This is a genomic window from Terriglobales bacterium (assembly GCA_035457425.1).
Classification (GTDB): Bacteria; Acidobacteriota; Terriglobia; order Terriglobales; family Acidobacteriaceae; genus JACPNR01.
Window position 1 is genome coordinate 19,793 of the sequence record DATIBR010000184.1, and the last position, 17,451, is coordinate 37,243.

16 protein-coding genes are annotated in these 17,451 nt (G+C 66.7%); 11 read left to right on the forward strand and 5 right to left on the reverse strand.

The genetic code is table 11. The features are described 5' to 3' along the window. Window positions 1-68: 68 nt before the first annotated feature. A complete protein-coding gene (locus tag VLA96_14470) occupies window positions 69-1,688 on the forward strand; it encodes a CBS domain-containing protein (GenBank protein ID HSE50407.1) in 1,620 nt (539 codons plus the stop codon). Window positions 1,689-1,786: 98 nt separating this feature from the next. Here the strand turns inward: VLA96_14470 and VLA96_14475 are convergent, their stop codons facing one another. Beyond that, complete coding sequence (locus VLA96_14475) at window positions 1,787-2,680, reverse strand: hypothetical protein (protein ID HSE50408.1); 894 nt, start codon at window positions 2,678-2,680, stop codon at window positions 1,787-1,789. Window positions 2,681-2,831: 151 nt separating this feature from the next. Here VLA96_14475 and VLA96_14480 point away from each other — a divergent pair, with 151 nt between their 5' ends. Next, complete coding sequence (locus VLA96_14480; protein HSE50409.1) at window positions 2,832-4,223, forward strand: sialidase family protein; 1,392 nt, start codon at window positions 2,832-2,834, stop codon at window positions 4,221-4,223. A 49-nt stretch (window positions 4,224-4,272) separates the two neighbouring features. On the opposite strand, the gene VLA96_14485 is transcribed toward VLA96_14480, so the two are convergent. From VLA96_14485 to VLA96_14500, 4 genes are read right to left on the reverse strand one after another with little or no spacing between them, the layout of a single operon-like run. Then, entirely contained in the window at window positions 4,273-5,415 is a 1,143-nt protein-coding gene (locus VLA96_14485; GenBank protein HSE50410.1) for a glycosyltransferase, read from the reverse strand. Window positions 5,416-5,461: 46 nt separating this feature from the next. Beyond that, window positions 5,462-6,031, reverse strand: a complete 570-nt coding sequence (locus tag VLA96_14490) for a hypothetical protein (GenBank protein ID HSE50411.1) — start codon at window positions 6,029-6,031, stop codon at window positions 5,462-5,464. Between the two features lie 3 nt (window positions 6,032-6,034). After that, window positions 6,035-6,553, reverse strand: coding sequence for a DCC1-like thiol-disulfide oxidoreductase family protein (locus tag VLA96_14495; protein HSE50412.1), 519 nt, complete (start codon window positions 6,551-6,553; stop codon window positions 6,035-6,037). Between the two features lie 28 nt (window positions 6,554-6,581). After that, window positions 6,582-7,013 carry a hypothetical protein gene (locus tag VLA96_14500; GenBank protein ID HSE50413.1) on the reverse strand — a complete coding sequence of 144 codons (432 nt, stop codon included), beginning with the start codon at window positions 7,011-7,013 and terminating at the stop codon, window positions 6,582-6,584. Window positions 7,014-7,209: 196 nt separating this feature from the next. Here VLA96_14500 and VLA96_14505 point away from each other — a divergent pair, with 196 nt between their 5' ends. From VLA96_14505 to mraY, 9 genes are all read left to right on the forward strand, one after another. After that, the gene (locus VLA96_14505; protein ID HSE50414.1) at window positions 7,210-8,502 is read left to right on the forward strand and encodes a Xaa-Pro peptidase family protein; all 1,293 of its coding nucleotides are present in this window, start codon (window positions 7,210-7,212) and stop codon (window positions 8,500-8,502) included. A gap of 384 nt (window positions 8,503-8,886) precedes the next feature. Beyond that, window positions 8,887-9,327: a hypothetical protein gene (locus VLA96_14510; protein ID HSE50415.1), complete on the forward strand. Its 441-nt coding sequence runs from the start codon at window positions 8,887-8,889 to the stop codon at window positions 9,325-9,327. After that, window positions 9,327-10,283 carry a 16S rRNA (cytosine(1402)-N(4))-methyltransferase RsmH gene (gene rsmH, locus VLA96_14515; protein ID HSE50416.1) on the forward strand — a complete coding sequence of 319 codons (957 nt, stop codon included), beginning with the start codon at window positions 9,327-9,329 and terminating at the stop codon, window positions 10,281-10,283. Before VLA96_14510 ends, rsmH begins: the two co-directional genes overlap by 1 nt. A 162-nt stretch (window positions 10,284-10,445) precedes the next feature. Then, window positions 10,446-10,631 carry a hypothetical protein gene (locus VLA96_14520; protein ID HSE50417.1) on the forward strand — a complete coding sequence of 62 codons (186 nt, stop codon included), beginning with the start codon at window positions 10,446-10,448 and terminating at the stop codon, window positions 10,629-10,631. Continuing rightward, entirely contained in the window at window positions 10,631-11,101 is a 471-nt protein-coding gene (locus VLA96_14525; protein ID HSE50418.1) for a cell division protein FtsL, read from the forward strand. Before VLA96_14520 ends, VLA96_14525 begins: the two co-directional genes overlap by 1 nt. Window positions 11,102-11,214: 113 nt before the next feature. Next, the gene (locus tag VLA96_14530; GenBank protein HSE50419.1) at window positions 11,215-13,368 is read left to right on the forward strand and encodes a penicillin-binding protein; all 2,154 of its coding nucleotides are present in this window, start codon (window positions 11,215-11,217) and stop codon (window positions 13,366-13,368) included. Between the two features lie 11 nt (window positions 13,369-13,379). Beyond that, a complete protein-coding gene (locus VLA96_14535) occupies window positions 13,380-14,882 on the forward strand; it encodes a UDP-N-acetylmuramoyl-L-alanyl-D-glutamate--2,6-diaminopimelate ligase (protein ID HSE50420.1) in 1,503 nt (500 codons plus the stop codon). After that, window positions 14,879-16,258: a UDP-N-acetylmuramoyl-tripeptide--D-alanyl-D-alanine ligase gene (gene murF / locus VLA96_14540; protein HSE50421.1), complete on the forward strand. Its 1,380-nt coding sequence runs from the start codon at window positions 14,879-14,881 to the stop codon at window positions 16,256-16,258. Before VLA96_14535 ends, murF begins: the two co-directional genes overlap by 4 nt. Before the next feature lie 36 nt (window positions 16,259-16,294). Beyond that, complete coding sequence (gene mraY, locus VLA96_14545) at window positions 16,295-17,437, forward strand: phospho-N-acetylmuramoyl-pentapeptide-transferase (GenBank protein HSE50422.1); 1,143 nt, start codon at window positions 16,295-16,297, stop codon at window positions 17,435-17,437. Window positions 17,438-17,451 lie beyond the last annotated feature (14 nt).

Genomic DNA, 17,451 nt, shown 5'->3' on the forward strand with positions numbered 1-17,451 from the left:
GCGCCACACTTCCGGCACACAGTACAGGCCAGCCGTGCAGCGTCGCTAACCGGGTCGGAGGTGACTGGGTGGAGACGAACGTCTATTGGCTGTGGCTGCTTTCCATGGGCAGCCTGATCTTCCTGATGCAAGCCGGTTTCTTCCTGCTCGAGGGCGGGCAGGTGCGCGCGCGCGACGTCGCCAACGTGATGATGAAGATGACCGGGCACATGGGCGTCGGCATCATCGTCTTCCTGCTGTTCGGCTTCGCCATCAAGCAGTTCGCGTGGCCGCTGGCCGCCATGCCCAACGGCTGGCACGCGCCCTGGGCGTTCATCTCCGACGGCGCTCAGTCCATCGCGTTCTACGTCTCGCTGATGTTCGCGCTCGTCTCCTGCGCCATTCCCAGCGGGTGCTTCTCCGGCCGCATGAAGTTCTCGGCGTATCTCCTGTTCGCCGCGCTCTACGTCGGGGTCATCTACCCGGTCTTCGCCTACCTGCTGTGGAACGGTCCGCTGGCGCGGCTGGGCGTGCAGGACTACGCCGGCTCGCTGGGCGTGCACGCCGTCGGCGGGATCGTCGGGCTGGTGGGCGCGAAGTTCCTCGGGCGCCGCAAGACGCCGGCCACGGCGCACGACGTCCCGATGATGGGCCTGGGCGCGATGCTGCTGATGTTCTGCTGGTTCGGCTTCAACCTCGGCTCGGTGCCGGGATACGGCAACGTGGCGCAGGACCTGCCGCTGGTCGCCATCAACACGCTGGCGGCGATGGCCGGCGGCATCGTCGGCTCGATGGCGGGAACGTGGAAGAAGAATGGGAAGCCCGATCCCATCGTCACGCCGAACGGTGGGCTGGCCGGCGCGGTGGCCATCTGCTCGAGCGTCCACCTGGTGCACCCGCTGTTCGCCATCGCGCTCGGAATCGTGGCGGGCGCGCAGATCCCGTGGACCGCGAAGTTCATCGAGCGCAAGCTCGATATCGACGACCCGTGCGGCGTTGGCCCGGTGCACATGACGCCCGGCCTGCTCGGCGGGCTCGCCGCCGGGCTGTGGGCGCCGATGATCCCCAACGGCTTCCACGGCTACACCGTGCACTTCACCGCGCAGCTCGTCGGCACCGCGACCGCCATCGCCTACGGCTTGCTGACGTCGGTCGCGTTGTTCTGGCTGCTGCAGAAGCTGTTCGGCCTGCGCGTGAGCGAGGACGAAGAGCTCAGCGGCCTCGACGTGGCCGAGCATGGCATGGCGTCGTATCCCGAGTTCTTCGCCGAGGCCGAGCGCGCGACGCCGCTGCAGGTGCTCTCCGGCGTGCGCGTGGACCAGGTGATGACGCAGCCGGCCACCGTGCGCCTCGCGGACACGCTCGAGACGGTGCAGGAACTCATGTTCAGCCGCGAGGTGTTCGCCGTGCCCGTGTTGAATCCCTACGACGAGCTGTGCGGCATCATCACCATGGCTGACGTGACGAAGATCGCGCGGGAGGAACGCGGCAGAGTCGCCGTCGCCGCGGTCTACACCAGGGAAGTGCAGTCCGCATTCCCGGACCAGACGGTGCACGAAGTCGTGGAACGGATGCGCGAGCGGCACCTGGCGAACTTCCCCGTCGTCTCGCGCAGGGAAGAGAATCGCCTGCTGGGGATGGTCAGCAAGGCGGACATCGTGCTGGCGTATCGCCGAATCGCGATCGGAGACGCTACCGCAGGAGATTGATCGGGGACGCTTGGGCCCAGGGCTGCCATGAAAAGGGCGGAAGCTTATGCTCCCGCCCTGTTTTCTTGCGGCGTGCGAGTCGCCCGCCTCCACATGCGCTAGCGCGATGAGATGGAGTAGCGGACCAGCACGTCTTCCACGTAGGTGACGTCGAACAGGTTGTCCTGCGTGAGATAGCGATACTCCTTCGAGGTGAGGCCGTCGCCCGACTTGTTCTCCACCAGCAGCGTGCCCTGGCCAAGCATGGCTTCCACGGCCGAGCGCCGCATGCCGCGCTGTAGCTGGATGGCGCTGTTGGCGGGCGCGGGCGGCGCCGGGGTCGTCTGGTCGAAGATGTTGCGCGAGTCCTTGGTCTGCTTGAAATCCACCCAGGGCGAGAGCCGCTGCATGATGGCCTCGGGCGTGAGCTCGCTTTCGGGGATGCGGCCGCTCCAGCGCAGGTTGAAGCGCGAGCCGCCCTGCGTGCGCTTCTGCGCGATCTCGCTTTGCTTGATCTGGTTGGCGATCTGGGCGCGCGAGTTTTCCGCCCACTGTTCGCGCTCGCGCCGCGAGCGCTCGCGGTCCAGGTCGCGCCGCAGCTGGTCCTTGCGGCGCGGGTCGGATTCGCGGTCGATGTCGCTCTCGAGCTGCCGCTCGTAATTGCTCTTCGGGATCATGCGCGCGGAGACGCCCGAGGTGTCGTCCCAGAAGGTGCCGTAGCCGCCGCCATCAAGCTGGAACTCGATGCGGTCCTTCTTGACGACGACGGCGGTGACGGTGGGCGTGTCTCCCTTGCGGATGGCGACGCCAAAGCCCTTGATGCGCTGCGAGTACTGCCGCCAGTCGAGCGGCTGGCCGCTGGAGAAGTTCAGGTCCACGCCCTGCTGCGTCCCGGGCATGTCGATCTTCACCTCGACCTCGCGGCCGAGGAAGGCGTTCTGCAACGACGACTGCGCGGTCGCAATGTTGGCGAGGACCAAGACGGCAGCGAACAGCAATACTGGCTTGCGCATGGGAGCTGTCCCTTCCAGGGAGAGGAGCGCGTCATTCTAAATGCCAGGACCGGCAACTCAAGCGGCGGGAGGGAACATCTACTCAGTCCAGGTAAGTAGTCCTACTACTTTCCGACGGCCACTCTTGTCCCACCATTTCAGGAGGTTACGCATGCGTGTCGACTCCGCCCTCCGCCGGACGCTCCCTCTCCTGCTCCTGCTCTGTGCGTCCATCGCTTTCGCCCAAGGCACCACCCCATTCGGTCCGCCCGTCAAAGTCACGCCGGCGGGCGGCTTCGGCTACGAGCCCAGCTTCAGCGCCGACCACTTCGGCAACCTCTTCGCGACCGCGCACAAGGAGAACTGGCAGCTGGTGATCGCGCCTGACGTGAACTCGCCCACTTCCACGCGCAGCATGTCGTGGATGTGGCATTCGAGCGACGGCGGCCAGACCTGGCCCGACATCGCCGGCCTGACCGCGCTCAGCCTGGAGCAGCACGAGTTCGGGGACGAGGGCGATACCGCGCTCGACGACGCCAATCACCTCTACTTCGTCGATACCAACGTGGCCGACGACAGCATCACGCGCTGGAAGGTGAACGGTCTGGGCGACGTGACGCTCGAGATGACGCGGCAGCTGCTGCCCGCGGTGCAACTCGTCGACGACCGGCCGTGGATCACCGCGCATGGGGACGGCCACGTCTTCTACTTCGGCAACGAAGGCGACAAGGTCACCTATCCGCTGGGAACGCAGGGCGTGGGCTGCGGCCCGGGCCGCTACACGGTCTACAAGTCGCTCGATGGCGGCAACACCTTCGATCCGCTCGGCTGCACGCTTCCGGACTCGGGCTGGTGCCGCCCGGCGAGCGATCATCGCGCCGGCCAGCACACGGTGTACGCGGTGTGCGGCAACGACGGCGGCTCCGACGACGTGTTCTCGCCCATGAACCCCAAGGGCACGCTGTATTCCTACGTCTCGCTCGACGACGGTCAGACGTGGAAGCGCTACGTCATCGGCTCGTACAAGGCGCTCGATTCCACCTTCAGTTGGCCGAGCGTGGAGGTCGCGCCCGACGGCACCGTCTATGCGATCTACGTGGACGCGCACCAGATGGAGTGCTTCACCGACATCACCGGCGCCACCGTCTGCGACCCCGATTCCAATCGCGTGATGCTCTATACCTCGAAAGATCAGGGCAAGACGTGGAAGGGCAAAGACATCACCTGGAAGCCGGGACGCTACCGCTACGCGTGGCTTTCGATCTCGCAGGACGGCTCGAACCTGGGCGTCGGCGTGTACTACCGGCCCGACAACTCGCAGCCCTGGCGCGTCTATGGCGCCGTCTTCAAGCCGAATCAGCGGCTGAGCCTGACTTCGCTCGACGAGGCGCACCCGGTGGCGGAAGCCACGGCCGAAGCGCCGGGCGATTACATGGGAAGCGGCTTCCTGCCCGACGGCACGTTGGGCGTGATCTGGACGCGGCGCGTGCTCGTGCTGGGGGATCCCAGCCTCACGACCGCGGCCGTGGAACGCGATATCTACTTCGCCCGCTCGGCGAAGTAGTAGGTTCCCTGTGGTAGGGAACCCGGGCGCGGCTCAGGCCGCGCCCGTTCTATTGGCGCGCGTCTTGCGCGCGGCCCTTCCACTCGCCGCCCCTGCCGGACCAGTAGCGCAACGCCGAGTGGATGGTCGCGCCCATGTAGAAGACCGCCGCCGCTGGCAGCGTGAGCGCCCAGAGCGGGTTGCGGCGGTAGGCGCGCAGCGTGGGGATGTAGCCGACCAGCATCAGCAGGGTCGCGACGGCGCCGAGCGCGGTCGCGACCGGCTGCCGCGAGAACAACAACGCGATGGGTGCGAGGTAGATCAGGACCATCCCGACGATGGTTGCGAGCAGCAGCGCGGCCGAGTGGCGGAGCTGGTTGAAGGCGCTGCGCGAGATCATCGCTCCGACGCCGGCGAACGAGCCGTAGCCTCGCAGGCTGCGGGATTCGCTGGTCGGGCCGAGCCAGAGGCGGCCGCCGGCGGCTTTCACCCGGGCGGCGAGCGCGCAGTCGTCGATGAGCTCGCCGCGGATGGCGGCGAGCCCGCCGGCCTGCTCGAGTGCGGCCGGCCGGATGAGGATCGCACCGCCGGCTGCGCCGGCGGTGCGGCGGGTCGGGTCCGCGATCCACTTCGGCGGATAAAGCTGGAAGAAGAAGTAGACGAACGCCGGGATGAGCAGCTTCTCAACGGAGCTCGCGCAGCGCAGCTCGACCATGGCGGAGACCATGTCGCAGCCGCGGTGGGCTTGCGCGGCGAGCGCGCCCAGGGAGCGCTCGCCGTGCGCGATGTCGGCGTCGGTGAAGAAGAAGAAATCGGCGCCGAAGCGCTGCGCCGCTTCGGCGCCCTGCTGCATCGCCCAGACTTTTCCCGCCCAGCCAGCCGGGAGCGGCTTGCCCTGCACGATCATGAGACGATTGGCCTCGCCGCAACTCACAGCGGCGCGCCGGGCGACGGCAGCGGTGTCGTCGGTCGAGCCGTCGTCGACGACGATCGATTGCAGCAGCGCGACACCTTGTTGCGTGAGGACCGACTTCACCGCGTCATAGATGTGCTCGGCTTCGTTCCGCGCCGGGATGATGGCGACGACGCGGGGCGGCGTTCCGGGCGCGGCAAGCGGCAGGAAGAAGAAGCGCCAGAACCATCCACGCAGGAAAAAGAGATAGAGCCACGCGGCGAGCGCGAGCGAGCCGGCGAGGGTGAGTGCGAGCGACATGGTGCGGGCGCTTGATTCTATCCAAGCGGCCCGCCCCTTTCGTTGTCTACGCCGGCACGACGCGCGGGAGGAAGCCCTGGCCGAGCAGCGCGCCCGCGCTCGCGATCTGCGTGAGCGCGCGGTGGCGGTAGCTGAAGGCCTCGCGCACCAGCCGCCGCGCGAACAGGCCGTGCGCCAGGCGGCCGAGCAGGCCCGGGCGCAGCCGGTAGCGCACGATGTCGCGCACCAGCGTGCCGCGCCGGCCCTCGCGCTCGAGCGCGAGGAACTCATGCTTGTGTCGCCAGCTCATCAGCCACGAGTTGTGCTCGTCGGTGAAGTGGTGTCCCCAGCGATAGCGCGTGATGTAGGCGCGGTGCCGACGTCGCCACAGCGGGAACCACGCCAGCGGCGCGTAGGACAGCACGACCTGCGAGCCGGCGCCCAGGAACGATTCGGCACGCCGCCGGAAGCGCTGCGGCACATCGGCCGGCGCGACCAGTCGCTTCTGCTCGACGCGCACGCGCATCGCCTCCGGCTCGATGCGCCGCAGGTTCTCGACGTCGGAGAAGAAGGCGAAGACGTCATCCAGCTCTGCCGGGATCCATTGTTCGGTGATGAAGGTGTAGTAGTCGCGCATAAGTCACTCCAGCCAGTCTTTGAGTAAGTTGTTGGGGACGCCGGCCAGGGCCGGCTTGAGCGCCGCCGCGCCCAGCGACTGCGGCTTCGGCGGAGGCGGCGGCGCTGCGGGGACCGCACACGCCGCCGCGCCGTAGCGCGCGAGCTCGTGCGCCACGCCCTCGTCGGTGTGCAGGCGGAAGAGCCGCGAGATCAGGATGCGGTTCTCCGAGATGAGCTGGAACGCGGTCCGCGCCAGCGGCAGCAGCCTGGGCGTCGCCAGGCGGTCCGCCCACTCGCGGTAGTCGACCAGCGCCCACAGGCACAGGATCCACGCGCGATCGTTCCTGTAGAGCGAGCCGTCGTCCCCGACGACGACCAGCTCGTTGACCTCCTTCGGCAAGTCAGGGAAGAGGTAGCGCGCGTGGTCCGAGCCTGCCGCGACGAACTCCAGGGGCAGGAACTTGGGCTGCGCCTCCAGCCACCGGCGCGCGCGCACGCAGAGCCCGCAGTGGTAGTCGTAGAGAACGGTCAGTTTCTTCATGGTCAGCCTCCTTTCGGTGTCGCGGCGCTCAGCGCGCTCCTGGCGGCGCGGAGCCGAGGAATTCGTTGGGCGCGACGGGCGGACGCTCGCCGCGCAGCAGCGCGCGCTTTCGCATGTTCGAGAACACGCGCAGGTTGAGGAAGTGCATGGCGCCCAGCACCAGCAGGACCAGGCCGACCTTCGTGCTCAGGAACTCGATGGACTGCTGGAGCGTGCTGGGCTTGTCGCCGTACTTCAGCGCGAGCGTGACGTAGCCGATGTTGATGAGGTAGAAGCCGACGACCAGCAGGTGATTGACCGAGTTCGCCAGGCGCTCGTTGCCGCCGAAGGCGTCGACCAGGAAGAGGATCCCGTTCTGGTAGAGAGTGCGCGCCACCCAGACGGTGAGCGCGACCGAGATGAGGGTGTAGAAGACGTACGACCAGACGACGAACTGATTGCTTGCTGCGACTGCCTGCATAGAGCCTCCTGGTGTTGCGGGGCCTGCCCGGGCTGAACCACGCCCTGAACATGTTCAAATGTTAAACGCGTTCAAAACATGCCGTCAAGGAAATCCTGAAGGTGTTCAAAAACGTAGAGTTTGGCGGGAAACTCTGCGCTTTTCGAGGTTTGGCGACGCTGGTGGTACATTCGTCGGTCCTTCCGAGGAGTCCGAGATGAAACCGACTCGCCGAGGTTTTCTGCAGGGCGCGGGAGTAGCGGCCGCCGCCGCGCTGGTGCCGCCGTTCGCAGCCGCCGAAGAGCAGAAGCCGCCGCTCCCTGAGCCGATCGCGCGGCTGAAGTCGCGCAAGGCGGAGGCCAAGCCCATCACCAAGGAGGAGCGCGAGCAGCGCCTCGAGCGCGCGCGAGAGCTGATGGCCGCGAACAAGCTCGACGCCCTCTTCCTCTGCGGCGGGACCTCGCTGCGATACTTCTCCGGGATCTCGTGGTGGCTGAGCGAGCGCCTGTTCGCGATGGTCGTGCCGGCGAAAGGGAAGCCGTTCTTCGTCTGCCCGGCGTTCGAGCACGATCGCGCGATGGAGCAAGTGGAGGCGGGGCTCGGCTCCAAGGATCCGGAGATGCGGCTTTGGCAGGAGGACGAAAGTCCCTACCAGCGCGTGGCCGAGGGCCTGAAGGCGCGCGGCATTGCGGGCGGCAAGCTCGGCATCGAGGAGACGGTCTACTGGGTTTACAGCGAGGGTGTGGGGAAGGCCGCGCCGGCGCTCCAGCTGGCGAGCGCCACGGCGGTCACCGCGGGTTGCCGCATGATCAAGAGCGCGCACGAGCTGGCGTTGATGCAGCTGGCGAACGAGGTCACGCTGGCCGCGTACCAGGCGGCGTATGAATCCACCAAGCCGGGCATGACGCAGCGCGATTTTGCGCGCTTCGTCGAGCAGGCGCATGAACAGCAGGGATTCGACGGCGGCGCCGGCGTCCAGGTGGGCGAGTTCTCCGCGCTGCCCCACGGCTCGGTGAAGCCGCAGGTCATCAAGGAAGGCGAGATCCTGCTGGTGGACGGCGGCTGCAAGGTCGAAGGCTACTCGTCGGACATCAGCCGCACCTTCGTGCTCGGCAAGCCGACGGACAAGATGAAGCAGGTGTTCGAGGTGGAGCACCGCGCGCAGTCGGCGGCGCTGGCGGCGGCCAAGCCGGGCGTGCCGTGCGAGGCGGTCGACGCGGCCGCGCGCAAGGTGATCACCGACGCCGGCCACGGGCCGGATTACAACCGCTTCACGCACCGCGTGGGCCACGGCATCGGCATGGACGTGCACGAGTGGCCGTACCTGGTCCGCGGCAACCAGCTCAAGCTCGCGCCCGGCATGTGCTTCTCGGACGAGCCCGGCATCTACCTGCGCGGCGAGTTCGGTGTGCGGCTCGAGGACGACATGCACATCACCGAGTCGGGCGCGGAACTGTTCACGCCGCAGAGCCCGAGCCTGGAAGACCCGTTCGGGAAATCCACAACATAGAGCGGCTCCACGGCCCGCATCACCGCGATAAACGCAATCCCTAGTGGTTCATCGGCAGCGAAGCGCGAGGCCTCGCGCTTTTTCCGGAGGGCTGCACCATCCCTGGTGCTAGTACCTTTTCCACAACCAAGACCTGCAACTTTGTTGTTGACACACAACCATTTGCGCGTAGGATGTGGTCCAAAGTGGTAGAAAGTGGTAAGCAGGCAGTTGATTTCAGGGGCACGGGGAACCGGTCGACCAACGGGTACATGCATAACGACGACCCGAAAAACGACGCGAAAGAGCCCAATGCCAACGAGTTACTGACTGCTTTGGCCGGAATCGCAGTACTGGCCGCCCGGCATAGCCGATTGAACACCCCGAAGAGTCGGGGAAACAAGTATGTTTCGCGGCAACCATCCAACGCGCGTCGACGAAAAGGGACGGCTCAAGGTCCCGGCGGAATTCAAGCGCCTGATCGACGAGAAGTATGCCAACGCGTTCTACATCACCAGCGTGGATGGCGAGCGTGCGTTGATCTACCCGATGGAGGAATGGCAGCGCATCGAGGAGAAACTGTCGCGCCTCTCCAGCTTCAACCCGACGAAGAAAAAGTTTTTGGACCGCACCAACTACTACGGCCAGGCGGTGGAGATGGACAACCAGGGCCGCGTGCTTCTGCCCTCGATGCTGCGCGAGTCGGCGCAACTGAAGGGCGAGGTGGCGGTGCTGGGGAACCTGACGCACCTGGCCGTGCGGAACATGGAGTCGTACCGCAAGGAGCTCGTAGAGAACCCGTTCACGGCTGAGGATGAAAAGACTCTCGACGAACTGGGCATCTAGTGGCGGCGGAAGAGTTTGGGGATACAGAAAATGCCCCTCGGGGCAGACATGGCGGTGGGGAAGTCAGCCATGTTCCGGTTCTTTCAAAAGAAGCGATCGACTTTTTGGCAGTCCGGCGCGGCGGCACCTATATCGACGCGACCTTGGGCTTAGGCGGGCACTCCTACGAAATCGCAAGACGCCTGGGCGCACAGGGTCGTTTGATTGGCTTCGATAAGGACACGCATGCGCTGGAACTGGCGCGCAGGCGCCTGACCAGTCCTCCGGCGGAACTCGCCGGCGACTGGCCGGAGGTGACCTTGCTGCACCGCAGCTTCGCCGAAGTCGGCCGGACGGCGCCACCGGGAACGGTGGACGGCATCCTGGCCGACATCGGGCTGAGCTCGCTGCAGCTCGGCGACGCGGCGCGCGGATTCAGCTTTCAGGCGGAAGGGCCGCTCGACATGCGGATGGACCCGCATTCCGAGCGCACCGCCGAACAAGTGGTAAACCAGCTCGACGAGAGCGATCTCGCCGATCTGATTTACGAATTCGGTGAGGAAAGGAGGTCGCGGAGAATCGCCAGAGCCATTGTCCGCTCGCGGCCGATACGAACTACCGCTCATCTAGCACAAGTTATATCGGCCGCGAGTCGGTCAATGTATTCCGGAGAAAAGATTCATCCCGCGACTCGAACCTTTCAAGCGATCCGGATCTACGTGAATCGGGAGCTGGAGGACTTGCGGGCGCTGCTGCGTGACGACGGCGCGCCCCGGGCGTTGCAAGCGGGTGGCAGGCTGGTGGTGATCAGCTTCCACTCGCTCGAGGACCGGATCGTGAAAGACGCGTTCCGGGACGGCGCCAGGCAAGGGTTCTACCAGCTGCTGACCAAGAAAGTGGTCACGGCGGGTGACGAGGAGGTCGATCGCAATCCACGGTCGCGCAGCGCGAAGCTGCGCGCCGTCGAAAAAGTTTAAAGCTGCGGGCGAGTAGAGGCGCTGAGCGCAGTGAGAGTCCGGGGCGGCGTTGCCTACCTCTACTAGGGCGAAAAGAAATTCCTCCGAATCCTTCCACTTACAACGCCGCCCCGGAAAAAGTTCAGCAGCACCGGCCCAACTCCCCCGGGCCGAAGGGGAAAGATGTACCGAGACACGCAGTACACGGGACGAATGATCGAGGACCTGATCGGCAGCGTGCAGAAGGCGGAAGCGCACGCCGGGACGGGCCTCGGGAGCTCCGAGCCAGCGGTGGCGGCGTGGTACGAGCCGTCCACCTATCCAGTCAACCACAGCAGCGTCATCGAAGAACTGCTCGGAGTCGCCTAATGGCAACGGCATCGGTAGCACACAACCAGGGACGCATCGTGGCGCAGACGGCCGCATGGCGCGGCGCGACGCCCGAGATCCACTTCGTGAAGGCGATCGACAACTCGCGGCTGGTGAAGGTCGCCGACACCGAGCGCAATCGCGAGATGATGCAGTTCACCATGGCGTGCGCGCTGCTGTTCGTGCTCGCGCTCGGCTACATGTGGCAGCACTACTCGGCGATCGAGTACGGCTACCGCATCCAGGCGATGAAGGGCGAGCGCGACCGGCTGGTGGAGATGAATCGCGCGCTGCGGCTCGAAGAGGCCTCGCTGCGCGACCCGCAGCGCATCGACGCGCTGGCGCGCGGCATGGGCATGATCCAGCCGCAGCCCGGGCAGGTGGTGCAGCTCGACGCGCCCAACCCGGACAGCGGCGGCGCGGTCCTGGCACAAGTCTCGCAGGCAGTCGTCGTGCCTTCGACGCAATAGTTCGAAGTCGGTTGGTGGTTAAGGGTTCCGGTTTGTCGACTTCAACCAAAGTTCACGACCGGTAAAGCATGGCGGTCCCGCTCGGCGGTGACCGCCATGTGGTTCTTTTGGAAATGGCAGAGAAGACACTCCGCACCGACGCGCGCCAACGGCTGTACATCCTGGGTGGGCTGCTTTGTTTCTGGGTCCTGGCCATCGGCTGCCGTCTGGTCTACCTCCAGGTCTTCCACTACGGCGATTTCGCCAAGCAAGCGCAGCGGCAGCAGCAGCGCTCCATCGAGGTCTCGCCCTCGCGCGGCGTCATCTACGACCGCAACGGCAAGGAGCTGGCCATGTCGGTCAGCGTGGACTCCATCTTCGCCGTGCCGTCGGAGGTCCCTGACCAGGAATCTGCCGCCAGCGTGCTCGCGCAAGTGCTGGGCAGCGACCGCGACGAGATCCTGGCGCGCCTGCGCGGCTCGCGCGCCTTCGCCTGGATCGCGCGGAAGGTCGAGCCGGAGAAGAGCGCGCGCGTCCGCGCGCTCAACCTGCGCGGCGTCTACTTCCAGAAAGAATCGAAGCGCTACTACCCGAAGAACGAGCTCGCGGCGCAGGTGTTGGGGTACGTCGGCCTGGATGACGAAGGCCTGAGCGGCGTCGAGCGCGAGTTCGACGAGCGGCTCACCGGCAAGCCGGGCCGCATGCTCATCACCATGGACGCGAAGCGCCGCTGGTTCGGCTCGGTCGAGCGCCAGCCGGTGCCGGGCGAGAGCATCGTGCTGACGATCGACGAGAAGGTGCAGTACATCGCGGAGCGCGAGCTGGAGCGCGCGATGGCGGAGACCCGCTCGCAGGCCGGCACCATCATCGTGCAGAACCCGCGCACCGGCGAGATCCTCGCGCTCGCCAGCCGCCCCACGTTCAATCCCAACGCCTTCCGCAACGTCTCGCCCGAGCAGATGAAGAACCGCGCGGTGAGCGACGTCTACGAGCCCGGCTCCACGTTCAAGCTCGTCACCATCGCGGCGGCGCTGGAAGAGAAGATCACCAACCCCGACGAGGTCATCGACTGCCAGAACGGCGCCATCTACATCGCGGGCGTCCGCATCCGCGACCACAAGGCGTACGGCAACCTGACGGTGAGCGAGATTCTGGCGCACTCCTCCGACGTCGGCGCCATCAAGCTGGGCCTGCGGCTGGGAGAAGAGCGCTTCGACCGCTACATCCGCGCCTTCGGCTTCGGGTCGCAGACGGGGGTGGAGCTGCCCGGCGAGACGCGCGGCATCACCAAGCCGGTGAACCGCTGGTCGAAGGTCTCCATCGGCGCCATCTCGATGGGGCAGGAGATCGGCGTGTCCGCGGTGCAGCTCGCCGCCATGACTTCCACCGTCGCGAACGACGGTGTGTACACCCCGCCACGCATCGTGGCCGCCACCGCACGGCCCGGCCAGCCCTTGCAGCGCATCTCCTACCAGGTGCCCGAGCAACGCCGTGTCGTCTCGCCACTTACCTCGGTCGAGATGCGCCGGATGATGGAAGGCGTCGTGCTAAGAGGTACGGGCAGGCGCGCGATGCTCGACGGCTACACGGCAGGCGGCAAGACCGGGACGGCGCAGAAGATCGACCCGCGCACCGGCACGTATTCGCATTGGGCGCACGTCGCCAGCTTCACCGGCTTCGCGCCGGTGAACAACCCGGCGGTCGTGGTGGCGGTGATCCTCGACTCGCCCGCCGGCCTGCATGAAGGCGGCCAGGTCGCGGCGCCCGTGTTCTCGCGCGTCACGCAGCAGGTGTTGTCGTACCTGAACGTGCCGCACGACGTGGAAGTGCGGAATCCGCAGCGCCTGCTGTTGCGCGCTGCCGCGCAGGTGAAAGATGAAGAGATCGCAGAAAGCTCTCCCGACCGCTTTGGCGGCACGCTCGCGCCGGAAGACGCGGATGCGTCCGCGAGCGCCGCGTCGCAGCCGGCCCCGGCGGCGACAGCGGCCGTACGCCCGGCGAGCCTGGTGAAGAGCCAGCCGATCGCGGCGGAGCCGGCGCGGCCGCCGCTGGAAGCGCCCGCGCTCCCGCAACCGCCCGTGACCGGCGGCACGGTCGTGGTCGACGTCGAAGGCGGCGCGGTCGTGCCCTCGTTCGTGGGCAAGCCGCTGCGGCAGGTCATCGAGCTGGCGCAGGAGCACGGCATCGAGATCGACGTGGCCGGCTCCGGCGTGGCGCGCGAGCAGGCGCCCGCGGCCGGCACGCGCATCCCCGCGGGCGCGCACGTCGCCGTGCGTTTCGCGCGGTAGAATCGAGCTCAATGACGTTCGCTTCTCTCCTCGATGGGGCCGAGGTCCTCAGCCAAAGCGGCAGCGCGTTCGTGAAGGGTGTGGACTACGACTCGCGGCGCGTCCAGCCCGGCTGGCTGTTCGTCGCCATGCGCGGCGAAGCGACCGACGGCAACCGCTACATCGACGCGGCGTTGAAGGCCGGCGCCATCGCCGTCGTCACCGATGCGGCGGAGGAGAAGCCGCGCGAAGGCGTGGCCTGGGCGGTCGTGCCGCACGGACGCCGCGCGCTGGCACGCATCAGCGCGAACTTCTACAAGCATCCCGAGAATCGGCTGAAGCTGGTCGGCATCACCGGCACCAACGGCAAGACGACCACGTCCTATCTCGTCGAGTCGATCCTCAACGCCGCGGGGCGCAAGAGCGTGCTCGTCGGGACCATCGAATACCACGTCGCCGGCAAGAAGATTCCCGCGCCGCACACGACGCCGGAAGCGCTCGAGCTCGAAAGGCTCTTTGCGGAAGCGGTCGCGAACGGCGCGACCGACGGCGTGATGGAAGTCTCGTCGCACGCGCTCGCGCTGCAGCGCGTCTACGGCATCCCGTTCGAGGTCGCGGTGTTCACCAACCTCACGCGCGACCACCTCGACTACCACAAGGACTTCGACGACTACTTCGCCGCCAAGCGCATCCTGTTCGAGGGCTGCGGCACCGAGCCGCCCACCACCTCGGTCATCAACGGCGACCACGAGTACGGGCAGAGGCTGGCGCAGTTCGCCAAGTCGCGCTCCCAGGTCTTCACCTACGGGATCGAGGCCGGCGAGTTCCGCCCGCAGGAGCTCGAGATCACGGAGAAGGGAAGCCGGTTCGACGTGGAGACGCCCGCGGGAAAGCTCGCGATCTGGACGCCGCTCATCGGGCGCGTGAACGTCTACAACGCGCTAGCCGCGATCACGACCGGGGTGGCGCGCGGACTGCCGAACGTGGCGATCGTCGAGGGCATCGCGGCGCTGCAGAACGTTCCCGGCCGGTTCCAGTTGGTGGATGAGGGCCAGCCCTTCACCGTCGTGGTGGATTACGCGCACACCGACGACGCGCTGCGCAACCTGACGCAGGTCGCGCGCGAGTTCGTGAGCCGAAACGGAGCCCGCGGGCGCGTGATCACGCTGTTCGGCTGCGGCGGCGACCGCGACAAGAAGAAGCGCCCGCTGATGGGCGAGGCCGCCGGCAAGGGCAGCGACTTCGTGGTGCTGACCTCCGACAATCCGCGCAGCGAAGAGCCGATGGCCATCATCCAGGACGCGCTCCCAGGGCTCGCCGCGACCGGGACGCGGCATGCGGTCGAGCCGGATCGGCGAAAAGCCATCGCGCTCGCCGTCGCCGAGGCGAAGCCCGGCGACATCGTGCTCATCGCCGGAAAAGGGCACGAGGACTACCAGATCACGCGCGCGGGCACGCAGCCGTTCTCCGATGCGCAGGTTGCGCGCGCGGCGCTGCAGGTGCTCGGTCACGGCGCGGCGAGGGTGGAGCGATGAAGCTGGCGTTGGAAAAAGTCGGCGAGTATCTGGGCGCGACCGGCGACTTCGACCGCCATGCCACCGCGATGGGCTATTCCATCGACTCGCGCACCATCAAGCCGGGCGAGCTCTTCTTCGCGATCAAGGGTGAGCACTTCGACGGCCACGATTTCGTCGAGGCCGCGCTGCAAGCGGGCGCCGTGGCGGCTGTGGTGAGGAAAGACCGCGTCCCCGGCGGCGAACTGGCTTACCGCTGCATCTCGGTCGACGACACGCTTGCCGCGCTGCAGCGGCTCGCGCTCGCCGTCCGCAAGCTCTGGGGCAAGACGCTGGTCGGCGTGACCGGTTCCGCCGGCAAGACCACGACCAAGGAAGCCATCGCGCACGTGCTGGCGGCGAAGTTTCGCGTGCTGAAGTCGGAAGGCAATCTCAACAACCACTATGGCCTGCCGCTGCAGTTGTTGCGCCTGGAACCGGAACACGAGATCGCCGTCATCGAGATGGGCATGAACCACGCCGGCGAGATCGCCGCGCTGTGCAAGATCGCCGAACCGAACCTGGGCGTGGTAACGAACGTCGCGCCCGTGCACCTGGGTTTCTTCAGCTCGGTGCGCGAGATCGCGTGCGCGAAGTACGAGCTCATCCAGTCGCTGCCGCGCGGCGGCACGGCGGTGCTCAATGCCGACGACCCCTACGTCTCGCAGTTCGGGCGCGACTTCCACGGGAAAGTCGTGCTCTACGGCGTCGACGGGCGCGCCGATGTTCGCGCCGAGAACGTCCGGGAACGCGGGGAGCAAGGCTCGACCTTCGATCTGGTCGCGGGTGAGAGCCATCCGGTCGAGCTGCCGCTGCTCGGCAAGCACAATGTCTATAACGCGCTCGCCGCCGCGGCGGCAGGGATGCAACGCGGCATGAGCGTGCGCGAGATCGCGGGCGCGCTTGCCTCGCTCCAGCCCGCCGACAAGCGCGGGCAGTTGCTGCGAGTGGCAGGCGCGACCGTCATCAACGACTGCTACAATTCGAATCCGAAAGCTCTCGAAGCGATGATCGATGCGCTCGCCTCGCTGCCCGCGAAGCGGCGCATCGTGGTCGCGGGCGAGATGCTCGAACTGGGCGACGCGGCCGATGAGCTGCATTTCATGTGCGGCGCGCACGCCGCGGCCCGGCGCATGGACATGCTGGTGGGGGTACGCGGCGCGGCCAGCAAGATCGTGGAAGGCGCCCGCGCGAACGGGTTGCTCGCCGCGCAGTACGTCGGGTCGCCGGAAGAGGCGGGCGAGTGGCTGGCGGCGACGGTCCGCCAGGGCGACGCGGTGTTGCTCAAGGCCTCACGCGGCGTGCGGTTGGAGCGCGCGCTCGAGCGCTGGCAGGCGCAGGTTTCGGCCACGAAGTAAGCGACGGGAAAAACCGGACGGAAGGAACGGCGACTTTTGCTCTTTTGGCTGCTCTACGAAAAGATCTTTCACCTCGACCCGTTCTTTTCGCCTTTCCGCATCTTCCGCTTCCTCACCTTCCGCACCGCGTTCGCGTCGCTCACCGCCATGTTCATGGCGATGATCATCGGGCCGGCGGTCATCCGCCAGCTGCGTGAGTTCCAGATCGGCCAGTACATCCGCGAAGAGGGCCCGAAGGCGCACCAGAAGAAGGCCGGCACGCCGACGATGGGCGGCGTCCTCATCACCATCTCCATCGTCGTGCCCACCATCCTGTGGGCGGACCTGACGAACAAGTTCGTGTGGCTGGCGGTGATGGGCACGCTCGCCTTCGCGGCCATCGGGTTCGCCGACGACTACCTGAAGATCGTTCACCACCGCAACCTCGGCCTCACCGGCCGCACCAAGCTGATGCTGCAGTTCCTCGCCAGCATCGTGATCGCGGTGCTGCTGGTGCTGATGCAGGCGCGCGGCGACTACTCCACGCACCTCATCGTGCCGTTCTTCAAGAATTTCCGGCCGGACCTGGCGTTCGCGGGCCTGGAGCACAACCCCTACCTGATGCCGATCGCGTTCCTGCCGTTCATCGCCTTCGTCGCGGTCGTGATCGTAGGCTCGTCGAACGCGGTGAACCTGACCGACGGCCTGGACGGCCTCGCCATCGGCTGCACGGTCATCGCCGCCGGCGCGCTGACCGTGCTCACCTACGTCAGCGGCCACGCGCAGTTCGCCGACTATCTCGAGCTGCAGCGCATGCCGCAGGTGGGCGAGCTCAGCATCTTCTGCGGCGCGATGGTCGGAGCGGCCATCGGCTTCCTCTGGTACAACGCGCACCCGGCGGAGATCTTCATGGGCGACGTAGGCTCGCTCGCGCTCGGCGGCGCCATCGGCATCGTCGCCGTCATCATCAAGCAGGAGCTGCTGCTGCCGTTCATCGGCGGCATCTTCGTCATCGAGGCGCTCTCCGTGATCCTGCAGGTCGGCTCCTACAAGCTGCGCAAGAAGCGCATCTTCAAGATGGCGCCGCTGCATCACCACTTCGAGCTGATGGGCTGGTCGGAGTCGAAGATCATCGTGCGCTTCTGGATCGCGTCGCTGGTGTTTGCACTCTTTGCTCTCACGACGCTGAAGTTGCGCTAGCGTCCACAGGGAAC